Raw genomic sequence first — 12609 nt, forward strand, 5'->3', positions numbered from 1 at the left:
TATAAATCCTACTTGTTTACTCGGGTATTAGTGGTTCATAAATCAGGTTGAATACCCTGTCTGCTTGGTGGGGTATTTAACCTTTTTCGCCGCGATTATTCAATGGCAAAAGCCCACAAAATAGCCATTAAGTATCAGATTATGGGATCAAACTCATCCATTGCCTGCTGGCGCTTTTCCGCCGCAGCGGTTTCGGCCTCGCTGAACTCGCCCACATCCAACTCAGGCAGACGCTCGGTGCAAACACTGCCGCCCATTTTCTGAACCGCCTGACAGACTTCCTGTACTTTGGAGTCCATCAGATGCATATGGTCCAGCATCTGGCCTATGGCATTGGCAACAGGGTCGGGGTTGTCGGGTGACACGGCGTAGGCGTCAAAACCATATTTCTTGGCCATGGCGCTGCGACGCTCGCTGGTTTCCTTGGACTGAGCCGACGCCACTGTGACAGCCCGGCCAGGAATACCCACAACAGTAGTGTCCTTGGGCACGTCTTTGACCACCACAGAGTTGGAACCAACCCGGGCACCATCATGCATGGTAATGGGGCCCAGCACCTTGGCCCCCGCTCCTATGACCACGTTATTGCCAAGGGTTGGATGACGTTTACCGGCTTGCCAGGTGGTGCCTCCCAAGGTCACTCCGTGATAAAGGGTACAATCATCGCCAATCTCGGCGGTTTCCCCTATAACAACTCCCATGCCGTGGTCGATGAAGAAGCGCCGACCTATGGTTGCGCCCGGGTGTATTTCCACCCCGGTAAGCCAACGGGAAAAGGTGGACAAACAGCGCGCCAGAAAACACCAATTGGCCTTCCACAGCTTATGACTGATACGGTGCAGCCAAATGGCCTGCATACCCGGGTAATTGAGCAATATTTCCAGCGCACCGCGCGCCGCAGGATCCCTATGGTAAATGGACCCTATGTCCTCTTTCAGTCTGGCTATCACACCCATCTTGATTCCTCGGATTACTCTTCTTTGCTGTCGACCTTTTTCTCTACCGATGTCAGGATCCCGCGCAGTATGTTCATCTCCTGCGTTTCGATTCTGGCACGGGTGAACAGGCGCCGCAGCTTGATCATTACCTGTCCCGGATGATTCTTGATAATAAAGCCGGTTTTTTGCAGTGTCCGTTCCAGATGTTCAAAGAAACGCTCATGATCTTCACTGCTGGGATACTCAACCAGCTCCTGCTCGGCTTGTTGATGCTTCTCCAGCCAGGCCACCCGGGTTTCATAACAGATAAGCTGCACCGCCTGAGCCAGGTTGAGTGAGCTGTATTCCGGGTTGGCGGGGATACACACATGATAGTGGCATTTCTGCAACTCTTCGTTGCTCAGACCATGGCTTTCACGGCCAAAGACAATGGCAACCGGGCCCTGACTGCTCTCAAGCGCCAATTTACTGCCCGCTTCACGGGGTTCGAGCACGGGCCAGTCGAGAGTGCGGCTGCGGGCACTGGTGGCAATCACCAAGCTGCAGTCTTTAATCGCCTCTTCCAGGCTATCGACCTTGACCAGATGTTTGAGAATATCGGAGGCACCGGCGGCAAGCGCAATGGACTGGCCATCTGGCTCAACTTTGGGCTCCGCCAGATAAAGGTTGGATAATCCCATTGTTTTCATGGCCCTGGCCACAGAACCTATATTTCCGGGATGCGTGGTACCTACCAGGACGACACGAATATTGGAGAGCATGGAACAACTTCAAAAATAAAAAAATCAGGAGGCGGATGGTACCACAGGCACATTTTTTTGCTTATAGAAAAATCGCCATTTGATATAACTGACAACTAGGGTATAATCTGCGCCGAATTTTTGTCCGTTCTTTAACATCCAGGGGATTGCAATGCATCCGATGCTGACTATTGCCGTGCGCGCTGCTCGCGCTGCGGGCCAAACTATTATGCGTGCCTACACCGAACTCGACCGTATTGAAGTCGATGCCAAAGGTGTCAACGATTTTGTGACCAGTGTAGACAAGGAAGCAGAAGCAGCAATTATCTATCAGATCCGCAAGTCCTATCCTGACCACAGCATAGTGGGTGAGGAAAATGGCGAAAACCGCGGCACCAACCAAGATTATCTGTGGATTGTTGATCCTCTGGACGGCACCAATAACTTTGTTAATGGTGTACCTCACTTCGCCGTTTCCATCGCCATGCAGTACAAAGGCAAGACTGAAGTTGCCGTTGTTTATGATCCTGTTCGCGATGAACTGTTCAGCGCCGTCCGTGGTAAAGGGGCCAAGCTGAATGATTTCCGTATCCGTGTAAACAATGTCAGCGATCTGGGCGGTAGTCTGGTTGCCACTGGCTTCCCTTTCAAGGCCCGTCAGCATACTGAAACTTATATGAAGCTGTTTGGCGAGACTTTCTCTCTGTGTGCCGACTTGCGCCGCGCCGGCTCAGCTGCGCTGGATCTGGCCTATGTGGCCGCCGGTCGTGTAGACGCCTTCTTCGAACTGGGCCTCAAGCCTTGGGATATCGCTGCCGGCGATCTGATTGTTCGTGAAGCCGGTGGTACAGTTACCGACTTCAGTGGTGGTCACAACTATTTGCTCTCTGGCAATATCGTTGCCGGTGCGCCTAAAGCCACCAGCCTGCTGGTCAAACGCTTCCGTCCCCTGTTGAGCGATGCTCTGAAGTAAGTTATCAGACAAGTGCTTAAGCAAACATTGCAATAGGCTGCTAAGTGCTGAAGTCTGTTGGTAAAAACCGCCTCATGGCGGTTTTTTTACGCCTGAACGCCAAGAAGATAGAGCGGACTTCAATCCGTTCGAGTAAATCAGATTGAATCAAACAGGATTAAATCAATAAGGCTCTGGCCGAGCCAAGCCGGAATAACCAAGGATGGGGATCGTCCCTCAGTCTCTCATACAGATAACTCTTTGGATATATTTACATGTATTTATATTGCACCTTAAAATGCCCGAGTACTTTGTTTGGGTATTTAAGGCAAGACTATGAGCAAATCCGGCACTCGCAACACCCGGGGCGGCATCCTCAACATCGATGAACCGGCCAACAAGCAGTTTCCGCTGGCGCTCTTCCGTTTGGGCTTCAGACCTTTTTTTCTCGGCGCCAGCCTGTTCGGCTTGTTATCACTCTTACTTTGGGGAGCGTTACTCAGTGGTCAAGTACCACTGACGCCCCACGCCAACCCTCTGTGGTGGCATGGTCACGAAATGCTGTTCGGTTTCACAGGCGCTGTTATCGCGGGCTTTTTGTTAACAGCAGTTCAAAACTGGACAGGGGTTCCAGGTATAAGAGGCTGGCCATTGCTGCTGCTCTGGTGTCTATGGCTGGCTCCCAGACTACTCTTGCTCGATGCCGGCATAGCCCCTTTTACTTTGGTCATGCTGCTGGATTTGGCCTTCTTCCCAGTCACGGCGCTACTACTCGGTTTAGCCGTTATTCGGGTCAAACAGTGGCGCAACCTGGTGTTTGTGCCTCTGCTGCTATTGCTCTTCGGTGCCAACCTCCTCTCTTATCTCGGCCTTGAACAGCCCGGATTGGCACAAAAAGCACTGCAAGCCGCGGCGCTGCTGGTCGTTCTCCTGGTGGCCCTGCTGGGTGGCAGGGTGATCCCCTTCTTTACCGAGCGCGCCACCGACTTTAACCGCAAGGCGCCAAACCCTTTACTCGAAGCGCTCAGCTTCGCCTCCTTACCCCTGATGCTTATCAGTCTATTTTTACCCTACCCTTGGCTAACACAAGCATTGGCCTTGCTGGCAGGTGTCTCATTGCTACTGCGCTGGGCGCGTTGGGGCTGGCGCGCCAGTCTCAAGGTACCACTGCTGTGGTCACTGCATTTAAGTTATTTGTTTATTCCGCTCGGACTGTTGATTATCGGTGTCAGTGGCCAGATGATGTTGGGGTTTCATGCCCTGACCGTTGGCGGTATGGGCGGAATGATCCTGGCTATGATGGCGAGGGTATCTTTGGGGCATTCCGGCAGACCGCTGCAGATTGCCTGGCCCATGATACCCGCCTTTAGCTTGATATTACTGGCTGCAATATTGCGGGTTACGGCAGCTATTGTGCCCCAGGTAAGCCAAATCTTGCTGATGGGCGCGATTATCTGCTGGCTGATGGCATTTGCCACTTTTGTTTTGCTTTACGCACCAATCCTTTGCCGAGCGAGGCTGGATGGCCGCCCCGGTTAAAGGTTCTGTGAAAGCTATCACACAGATTTCGCGGCAGGCAGAAAATTTGCTGATACTATTTAGGAAATGATTTCAGGGAGTTTTCATGGAACTGTATCGCAAATACGGCTCTAAGAGCCTTAAAGCCGTCGAACATCTGGTGTTGATTGTTATTGCCATTGCCACAGTCGTCGCCATTGGCCAGGAGATAGTGCATATCTTCAAAATGGGGGCTGTGGCCCTTGCCGATCTGCTGTTGCTGTTTATCTATCTGGAAGTGTTGGCAATGGTGGCCAATTATGCCGAGTCCGGCAAGTTGCCTGTACGTATGCCACTCTATATCGCGATTGTAGCTTTGGCCCGTTACTTAATTTTGGATATGAAGTCGATGGAGGATTGGCGCATAGTCGCCATTTCAATCTCGACCCTGGTACTGGCGGCAACCGTGATAGTGATCCGCTGGGGGCAGTTGAAGATGCCCTACCCCAAGAATCAAGAGTATGACAACTGAATTCGATGAGCCCGGCAAACGCCGGGTTCTTTTTTATCGGCTAGAGATAACCGGCCGCAGTTACCGACAAATCTATGCTATTTTTAAAACACTTATACCATTGCACATGAGAGTTGACTCACTCAGCAAGAATAAAAGCTGTGGTGGCAAATAGGGCAAGAAAGGTTTATCAGGGTAGTTCGACCTTGGCCTTGGATGCATACACGGCAACGAGTGACTCTAACTTAGATAATGCATGGGAAACTGCCGACTATCCATTGAATTAAAGGGGACCGACATGGATGAAAATCTGGATGACTTTATCGAAAGACGCAGGTCACTGCGGGTCGATCTGGAGGCGGAGCGGATCAGGCTTCATTGGTTGGATAAAGCGGGCAATGAGCACAATGACGATGGTGTCTGTATCGATCTGTCCAGACGGGGAATTTTGTTTGAATACAGTCAGCCTTTTGCCTTGGGAGAACTGGTATCCGTGACCTTCCATGCCGGAACCGATGCCCAAAACACTGTAAAAGGACAGGTGTGCCGTTGCAGCGAGAGTCACCCAAAGAGTTTTCACATCGCTATGCAACTTATCTAGACTCCGACGCAGTATCCGGGGTGTTCTATACTTTAATTCAACATAAGTACCGAGGACACGGGGAGAAAATTCATGATACTGCTCGTAGGTGGGGAGAAAGGTGGTAGTGGCAAGAGCTGCCTGGCCCAGAATTTGGCTGTACACATTACCCAGAAATATCAGGCCAATGTACTGATGGTCGACTGTGACCCACAGCGCACCACATCCGACTGGATCCAGGCCCGTAACAATGACCCTTCCCTGCCGGCCATCAACTGTATTCAGCTCTACGGCAAGATCCGCAACGATCTCCTGAGTCTCGATGAACGTTTCGACTATGTGATAGTCGACTGTGGCGGTCAGGACAACCTGGCAATGCGCGCCGCCATGTCGGTTGCCAGTTATGTGGTAATCCCCTTGAGGCCCAAGCGGCGCGATTTGAAAACCTTGCCGCATATGGAAGATATGCTCAGCACCTGTAAGATGGTCAACCCCAAGATGGTGGCGACAATTGTACTGACCCAATGCCCGGCCCTGCCCTCACAGTTCAAACGCATTCTTGAAGCCAAGGATGTGGTCAACTCATTCGGTCTCAGGGTGCTGGATTCAGTGACCTTTAGCCGTAACATTTATGATGACAGCGAAGAAAAAGGCTCCTCCGTCATCGAAATTGAGCCCGATGGAAAAGCCGCCGAGGAAATTCGCAATATCGCCGACGAGCTGTTAGCCATTCCGCCGGAAAACTCTTATGAGCTTAACTGATCTCAAACGCCAAAAGATCAAACCCAAGGCAAAGAAGGTCTCTGTCGAGGATTTTATCGAAGATGCCAACAACTATGCCCATGGGAAACCCAGCCGCTTAACCGGGATAGCGGCCGCCAAATCCCAAACGGGTCTGGATAAAAAATCCACCCGTCTCTATCGCCATGCCACTTTTACCTTGACCGAAGCCAGCATCAGCCAGCTGGACAGCATCGCCCGTAAGACAGGTATTGCCAAATCCAGGCTACTGCGGATCTTCATTCGCGACTTTCATAACCTGAGCGATAAAGCCCAGGCCGAAATGATCGCCCGAGATGAGGCAGGCGAAACTCAGTGACGGCAAATTTTGCTCTCAAGGGTGCGCAGCCCCTGAGGTGATTCGATAAATTTGCCCTTGGCGGCCAGGAAGTTGAGCAAGGCGTCGGCATCCATTCCCTCTGCGCTGCAGGTATGATAACGGGCGTCTTTACCGAAACGCTCCTGCATCAGTGCCTTGAGATTGTTCCTCTGAATGGGAGCGGTTTGTTCCAGCAACAACTGCAGCACCTGATGGCCATGTACCGAAGAATTCATGTATCCTCCACAAAATAATGAGTCGCTGCCGATTTTTAACGGATTTTGCTGCAGCATTCCCTGATTTTGCGCAACTTGTTTGTCATTATGGCGGCGGTTTGCTTGCGCAAGAGGAGTTTTCATGTCCCTTATTCTATTGCTGACACAACAGATGAGCCTGTATTTGGTGATTGTTTATCTGGTCAGCAAGACCCCTTTGTTCAAGCTGTTTACCGAGGCATCGACCCGGCTGCCCCATAAGATCTTTCTCTATCTGGTATTTTCCGGCTTTTGCATCATGGCCACTTACTTTGGTGAGCAGACCCATGGTGCCATCGCAAATACCCGCGCCATGGGCGCCGTACTCGGTGGCCTGCTCGGCGGCCCGACAACAGGTTTGCTGGTCGGCCTGACAGGAGGTTTACACAGGTATAGCTTGGGTGGTTTTACCGATCTGGCCTGCGCGGTTTCCACCACCCTGGAAGGTTTATCCGCCGGGATGATCAGCTATTATCTGCGCCGTCAGGGCAAGGCCGAGTTGGTATTCAATCCCATTCTGGTGTGTCTTATCACCTTTTATGCCGAGATGATGCAGATGAGCATTATCCTGCTACTGGCAGAGCCTTTTGATGAAGCCTGGGATTTGGTGCGTCAAATAGCCCCGCCCATGTTGCTGGTCAACTCCATAGGCGCAGCCCTGTTTATGAGCATGGTGCGGGACCAAAAAACCATGTTCGATAAACTCTCGTCCAGTTTCTCTACCAAGGCGCTGAAAATCGCCGAGCGCAGTGTGGGCCTCTTGAGCTCCGGCTTCAACGAGGAAACCAGCACCCAGGTTGCCAAGATAGTCATAGAGGAAACCAGTGTCGGCGCCGTGGCCATCACAGACAGGGAAAAACTCTTGGCCTTTATCGGCATAGGAGCCGATCACCACTTGCCCGGCACTCTGATATCGTCCCAAATAACCCTGGATGCCATACAGCAGAATAAGGTGATGTTTGCCGACGGAGTAGAGGTTCCCTATGCCTGCTCCATCTCCCCCGGTTGTAAATTAGGCTCCAGTTTGGTGATCCCGCTTCGCAGCGACAACGAGGTCATAGGGACCATTAAACTGTATGAACCCAAGAACAAGCTGTTTCTCAATATCAACCGTACTCTGGGGGAAGGTATCGCCCGCCTGCTGTCGAATCAGATTCTCTACGGCCGTTTCGAGCAGCAGCAAAACCTGCTGACCCAGGCCGAGCTCAAACTGTTGCAAGCTCAGGTCAACCCGCATTTCCTGTTCAACGCGCTCAATACCATAGGGGCTATCATTCGTCGCGATCCGCCCATGGCCAGAACCTTGCTGCAACAGCTGAGTCAGTTTTTACGGATTAACCTCAAGCGTACTGCCGGCCTGGTGACCCTGGGAGATGAGCTTGAGCATATCGAAGCCTATCTCACCATAGAAAAAGCCCGTTTCATTGACAAGCTTGAGGTAGATATTGCCATTCCCGAATCTCTACTGGCGATCAGAGTGCCGGCCTTTACCCTGCAACCCATCATAGAAAACGCGGTCAAACACGGCACTTCGCATCTGATAGACACTGGCCGTATTCAGGTAGAAGGCCGCCGCACCGATGACAGACTCATACTGGAAGTCACGGATAATGCAGGGCTCTATCAACCCGCCGAAGAATCTGACGGCCTGGGGATGAACCTGGTGCACAAAAGAATACAGAATCTCTTCGGCACAGATTACGGTGTCAGTGTCGAATGCCGGCGCGACAGTTACACTAGAGTCAGCATACATTTACCCATAACGGAAACAGCCCTGTGATCACTTGTCTTATTGTCGATGACGAACCTTTTGCCCGAGAAGAGTTGGCAGAGCTGCTGCTTCAGGCCGGCGACATTGAAATTCTCGGCCAATGTGGCAACGCCATAGAGGCCATGCAAGCGATAGCCAAGCTCAAGCCTCAATTGCTGTTCCTGGATATTCAAATGCCAAGGATCAGCGGCATGGAGCTTATCGCCATGCTGGATCCCGACATTATGCCCAGAGTAGTGTTTGTTACCGCCTACGATGAATTTGCCGTCAAGGCCTTCGATAACCATGCCTTCGACTATCTGCTCAAACCCCTGGATGAGAAGCGCCTCAGCCAGACCCTGGATAAGCTTCGCCGGGATCTCAGGCCTCAGTCGCTGTCGGCCATAGCGCCACAACAACTGCAACACCTGCCCTGCTTCAGCGGCAACCGTCTCAAGGTGGTCCCTGTCACCGAGGTGGAGTTTGTCTTCAGCGATCTCGGTGGGGTGCATGTGGCGACCGCCAGGGAGAAGGTTCATACCCAGTTGACACTGAAGCTACTGGAAGAAAAAACCCCGCTGCTCAGATGCCATCGCCAGTATCTGGTGGCGCCCACTGCCATTGCCGAGATAGAACTGCTGGAAACAGGCGCCGAGGTCACCACCCGCAGCGGCGCCAAGATCCCGGTATCGAGACGCTTTCTCAAGCCGCTGAAACAGCTGTTTGGTTACCAGTAAAGCACAAGCTAACAACCGCTCGGCGCCCTAGATAACCGCTCACCCCCGACTTTTGACCGCTGACCCAGTTCCCGCTGGGCCTTGTAACCAAAGTGTTTACAATTGCGTCAACTCAAATCGGGGAGATAACAACTATGATGTGGTTTTTGCTGTGTGTCGGTCTGTTGATCGGCGGCTACTTCATCTACGGTACTTTTGTAGAAAAAATATTCGGGATTAACAATAAAAGACAAACACCCGCCTACGCCCAAACAGATGGTGTCGACTATGTGCCCATGTCCAAGGGCAAAGTCTACCTTATCCAACTGCTGAACATAGCCGGTGTGGGCCCTATTTTCGGCCCTATTCTGGGGGCCCTTTACGGCCCGGCGGCCATGTTGTGGATTGTTATCGGCTGTATCTTTGCCGGTGCCGTGCATGACTACTTCTCCGGCATGCTGTCGGTACGTAACGGCGGTCAGTCAGTGCCTAACCTGGCGGGTAAATACCTTGGCAAAGGTGCCAAGAATTTTATGAACATCTTCGCCATCATACTGCTGTTGTTGGTGGGTGTGGTGTTTATCTCAGCTCCGGCCGGCTTGCTCGGTAAACTCACCGGCGGCAGCGTCGGCCTGTTTGTCGGCATCATCTTTGTTTACTACCTGATTGCCACCATAGTGCCGGTAGACAAAATTATCGGTCGCCTTTATCCCTTCTTCGGCGCCTTGCTGCTGTTCATGTCTGTCGGTTTGACCATAGCCATAGTGCTGTCCAGTGAGCATACTCTGCTGCCGGGCTTTGAAGCCGGTGACTTCCTGCAGAACCTGAATCCGGACAATGCCCCGCTGTGGCCAGCGCTCTTCATCACCATCGCCTGTGGTGCCGTTTCAGGTTTCCATGCAACCCAGTCTCCCTTGATGGCCCGCTGCGTTGAAAATGAATCCAATGGCCGCTTCGTGTTCTACGGTGCCATGATAGGCGAAGGTATCATTGCCCTTATCTGGTGTGCCGTGGCCCTGTCTTTCTTCGACGGCGTCGAAGGGCTTAAAGCCGGTATGGACGGCAACCCTGCCAACGTGGTTTACGGTGCTTCAACCGGTCTTCTCGGTGCTGTCGGTGGTTTTATGGCGGTGCTTGGAGTCATCATTCTGCCTATCACTTCCGGCGATACTGCCTTCCGCTCCGCCAGGCTGATCTTGTCTGAGTACTTCAATATGCCTCAGACAGAGATGCCCAAGCGATTGATGCTGGCAATTCCGCTGTTCGTCATAGGGGCCATACTGACCCAGGTGGACTTCGGTGTAATTTGGCGCTACTTCGGGGTCGCCAACCAGGCAACAGCGGTAATGATGCTGTGGACAGCCTCGGCCTACCTGTTGCGCCACAACAAGCTGCACTGGATCTGTACCATTCCGGCAATGTTTATGACCACGGTAGTGATAAGCTTCCTACTCAACTCCAGTACCCTGGGTGCCGGTCTGCCAATGACAGTATCCACCATCAGCGGCATAGTGGTGACCCTGCTGGTAACCGCCCTGGTGATAATAAAGACCAAAGGCCGTAACGAGGTCGATGAGGTGATCCCTGAAGAGGGTTAAGCTCAGGAAACCTGCATAACCCAAGAGCCGCCCTTTTGAGGCGGCTCTTGTTATTTAAAACAACTCGCAGCAACCGAAACAATCACAGCGCCAAGGGCTTCAACACCTTAGGCTCCACCATCACACTGGCACTGTCGCTGCTCAGGTAAATAATCCCGTCGCTGATATTGCAGCCCAGTTTCATTGAGCGGCTGACCAATTGCGCCATCTCCTTCACCTGCTCTTCGGGTATCTCCCAAACCTTGAGGTTGGCATAACGGTTAAAGGCATGCTGATTCTGTTGCCACCATACAGGCACGCTGCGGCCACCATAGGTAAACAGCTGCACTTCATCGGCGCGGCCGCTGGCCTTGCGCAGCCATTTTTCATCGCTCTGGCCAAACTCGACCCACAAACGAATATCACCGTTTAGCTCGCGATCCCAAAGTTCAGGCTCATCATCGACACACAAGCCCTTGCTGAAGGCCAAACTGTCAGTGGCGTTGAGCGCAAAAGCCAGCAAGCGCACCATCATACGCTCGTCGGTTTCCGACGGATGCTGAGCAATGGTCAGCTGATGATCCTGATAATAATGCCTGTCCATGTCAGCAATACTGAGCTGAACTTTAAAAATACTCGCCTTCAAGGCCATGATAACTTCTCTGTGATAAAGAGGCTGATGCTGCCTCAATAAGGAAATAAAGGGGTTAAATAGCGCCGGGGCGCAAATGTTTGGCGAACGGAAACGCCGCCTTGAGCCTGGCGACTTCGTTTGCGTCGGCCAGACGCAACATCCGCATACCGGCTTGATAGGATGCCAACAGGCCACTGTCTGCCATAGGCGCAGTGCGTGACGCGTCCCGGCGGATAAGCTCCAGCAACTCAGCCGTAGGGGCAGCATCTGTTATCAGGCTGTCTATCCGCTGCAGCATAGGCATCGCGGCCAGCGGCAACAACTGCAGATGACAGTCATCTGCCAACAGCAGTAACTCCCCTTGGGCTTCACCTGAGGCAAAGCTCAACTCGAAATTCTCCCGGGTGCTGGCGTCAAACCTGTCACCATTGAGCTTAAAGAAATGCTCCCAGAAGCGCCGCCTGGCATCCACCGAAGGCAGGCGCTGCTGCACTTCCTCTCTGTGCTCGGCAATAAAATCCAGCAAAGGGCTAAGGCTTGGTGGCAGCAGAGTTTCAAGTTTGGCTCGCAAGTCTCTTGCAAAAACAGGCGCGGCGCCTGCTGTGCTGATAGCCATTACCAGTCGCCCTCTATCGACGATTGAGGGGGTGATAAAATCACACTCGGATGGGGTATCGACCACATTGACCCATACACCAAGCTCGCGCGCCTTGGACGCCAGTGTTTGGTTCAGATGACTGTCGGCTGTAGCCAGATAAACCAGCTCCCGCTCGGCAAGATCCCGCTCCTCCACGCCCCGGCGCGACAGCCAAATTCGGCCACTGGCCGCATAGGCTTCCACCTCGGCGCTCACCTTGGGCGCCACAACGTGAATTTCGGCTTCGGTTCTGGCCAAGAGATCCAGTTTGCGGCTGGCCACTTCACCGGCACCGACCAGCAGCACTCTTATCCGCGATGTATCAACAAAAAGGGGAAAATATTGCATTAATCCTGTACCAAAGGCAGTTAGTGGGCGCACCAGGCTCGATAACCACCGGCAAGCGAGGCCACATTTCGGTATCCCAGCTGTTGCAGGCTCAGTGCTGCCAATAAGGCGCGTTGCCCACCGGCACTATAGAGTAACAGTACGGCCGACTTGTCGGGAAATCGCTTGGCAATATCACGCTCCAGTATGCCTCGGGACAAGTGTTTGGCCAGCGGCAGACGATCTTTGAGCCACTCACGATCTTCACGTACATCGATGAGTTGCCAACCGTCGTCCTGCTGATACTCTTCAATGCTCAGCTCACGAACCTGGCCTCTTGCCTGTTCGACCAAGGCCATAAAATCAAGGCTGTTTGTCATTTGCCACTCTCCGGCTG

15 protein-coding genes are annotated in these 12609 nt (G+C 52.6%); 9 read left to right on the forward strand and 6 right to left on the reverse strand.

Features of this window, described 5'->3' with window-relative positions; genetic code table 11:
- Nucleotides 1–134: 134 nt before the first annotated feature.
- Nucleotides 135–956, reverse strand: coding sequence for a serine O-acetyltransferase (cysE, locus tag ACMHXI_RS02805; protein ID WP_025011488.1), 822 nt, complete (start codon nt 954–956; stop codon nt 135–137).
- A 14-nt stretch (nt 957–970) separates the two neighbouring features.
- Nucleotides 971–1699 (reverse strand): tRNA (cytosine(32)/uridine(32)-2'-O)-methyltransferase TrmJ, encoded by a 729-nt coding sequence (gene trmJ / locus ACMHXI_RS02810; protein WP_025889458.1) that lies wholly within the window; start codon nt 1697–1699, stop codon nt 971–973.
- Between the two features lie 151 nt (nt 1700–1850).
- On the opposite strand from trmJ, the gene suhB reads away from it, so the two are divergent.
- The 6 genes from suhB to ACMHXI_RS02840 all read left to right on the forward strand — a co-directional run bounded on the left by suhB (nt 1851) and on the right by ACMHXI_RS02840 (nt 6317).
- Nucleotides 1851–2651 (forward strand): inositol-1-monophosphatase, encoded by an 801-nt coding sequence (gene suhB / locus ACMHXI_RS02815; protein ID WP_025011487.1) that lies wholly within the window; start codon nt 1851–1853, stop codon nt 2649–2651.
- 351 nt (nt 2652–3002) lie between these two features.
- Complete coding sequence (locus ACMHXI_RS02820; protein ID WP_186297281.1) at nt 3003–4169, forward strand: NnrS family protein; 1167 nt, start codon at nt 3003–3005, stop codon at nt 4167–4169.
- Nucleotides 4170–4254: 85 nt separating this feature from the next.
- The gene (locus tag ACMHXI_RS02825) at nt 4255–4659 is read left to right on the forward strand and encodes a phosphate-starvation-inducible protein PsiE (RefSeq protein WP_028781034.1); all 405 of its coding nucleotides are present in this window, start codon (nt 4255–4257) and stop codon (nt 4657–4659) included.
- 277 nt (nt 4660–4936) lie between these two features.
- Nucleotides 4937–5239, forward strand: a complete 303-nt coding sequence (locus ACMHXI_RS02830; RefSeq protein ID WP_054745529.1) for a PilZ domain-containing protein — start codon at nt 4937–4939, stop codon at nt 5237–5239.
- A 72-nt stretch (nt 5240–5311) separates the two neighbouring features.
- A complete protein-coding gene (locus ACMHXI_RS02835; protein ID WP_025011484.1) occupies nt 5312–5980 on the forward strand; it encodes an AAA family ATPase in 669 nt (222 codons plus the stop codon).
- A complete protein-coding gene (locus ACMHXI_RS02840) occupies nt 5967–6317 on the forward strand; it encodes a hypothetical protein (protein WP_025011483.1) in 351 nt (116 codons plus the stop codon). The genes ACMHXI_RS02835 and ACMHXI_RS02840 overlap by 14 nt, the downstream gene beginning before the upstream one ends.
- Here the strand turns inward: ACMHXI_RS02840 and ACMHXI_RS02845 are convergent.
- Nucleotides 6311–6553, reverse strand: coding sequence for a YecH family metal-binding protein (locus tag ACMHXI_RS02845; RefSeq protein ID WP_025011482.1), 243 nt, complete (start codon nt 6551–6553; stop codon nt 6311–6313). The two genes, ACMHXI_RS02840 and ACMHXI_RS02845, sit on opposite strands and share 7 nt — an antisense overlap.
- Before the next feature lie 121 nt (nt 6554–6674).
- Between ACMHXI_RS02845 and ACMHXI_RS02850 the strand changes: the two genes are divergently transcribed.
- The 3 genes from ACMHXI_RS02850 (at nt 6675) to ACMHXI_RS02860 (ending at nt 10635) form a co-directional block, all read left to right on the forward strand.
- Entirely contained in the window at nt 6675–8351 is a 1677-nt protein-coding gene (locus tag ACMHXI_RS02850) for a sensor histidine kinase (protein WP_044734795.1), read from the forward strand.
- Nucleotides 8348–9058 (forward strand): two-component system response regulator BtsR, encoded by a 711-nt coding sequence (btsR, locus tag ACMHXI_RS02855; protein WP_413733949.1) that lies wholly within the window; start codon nt 8348–8350, stop codon nt 9056–9058. Before ACMHXI_RS02850 ends, btsR begins: the two co-directional genes overlap by 4 nt.
- Before the next feature lie 134 nt (nt 9059–9192).
- Nucleotides 9193–10635 (forward strand): carbon starvation protein A, encoded by a 1443-nt coding sequence (locus tag ACMHXI_RS02860; RefSeq protein WP_044734796.1) that lies wholly within the window; start codon nt 9193–9195, stop codon nt 10633–10635.
- A gap of 82 nt (nt 10636–10717) precedes the next feature.
- On the opposite strand, the gene ACMHXI_RS02865 is transcribed toward ACMHXI_RS02860, so the two are convergent.
- From ACMHXI_RS02865 to ACMHXI_RS02875, 3 genes are read right to left on the reverse strand one after another with little or no spacing between them, the layout of a single operon-like run.
- Nucleotides 10718–11266, reverse strand: a complete 549-nt coding sequence (locus ACMHXI_RS02865; protein ID WP_025889452.1) for a YaeQ family protein — start codon at nt 11264–11266, stop codon at nt 10718–10720.
- A gap of 55 nt (nt 11267–11321) precedes the next feature.
- Entirely contained in the window at nt 11322–12233 is a 912-nt protein-coding gene (locus tag ACMHXI_RS02870; protein WP_208138889.1) for a bifunctional precorrin-2 dehydrogenase/sirohydrochlorin ferrochelatase, read from the reverse strand.
- 20 nt (nt 12234–12253) lie between these two features.
- Nucleotides 12254–12592: a rhodanese-like domain-containing protein gene (locus ACMHXI_RS02875; RefSeq protein ID WP_413733952.1), complete on the reverse strand. Its 339-nt coding sequence runs from the start codon at nt 12590–12592 to the stop codon at nt 12254–12256.
- Between the last annotated feature and the right edge of the window lie 17 nt (nt 12593–12609).

The sequence above is a fragment of the Shewanella sp. BJSY2023SW005 genome, from assembly GCF_047314585.1.
In the GTDB taxonomy this organism is placed as follows: Bacteria; Pseudomonadota; Gammaproteobacteria; order Enterobacterales; family Shewanellaceae; genus Shewanella; species Shewanella algae.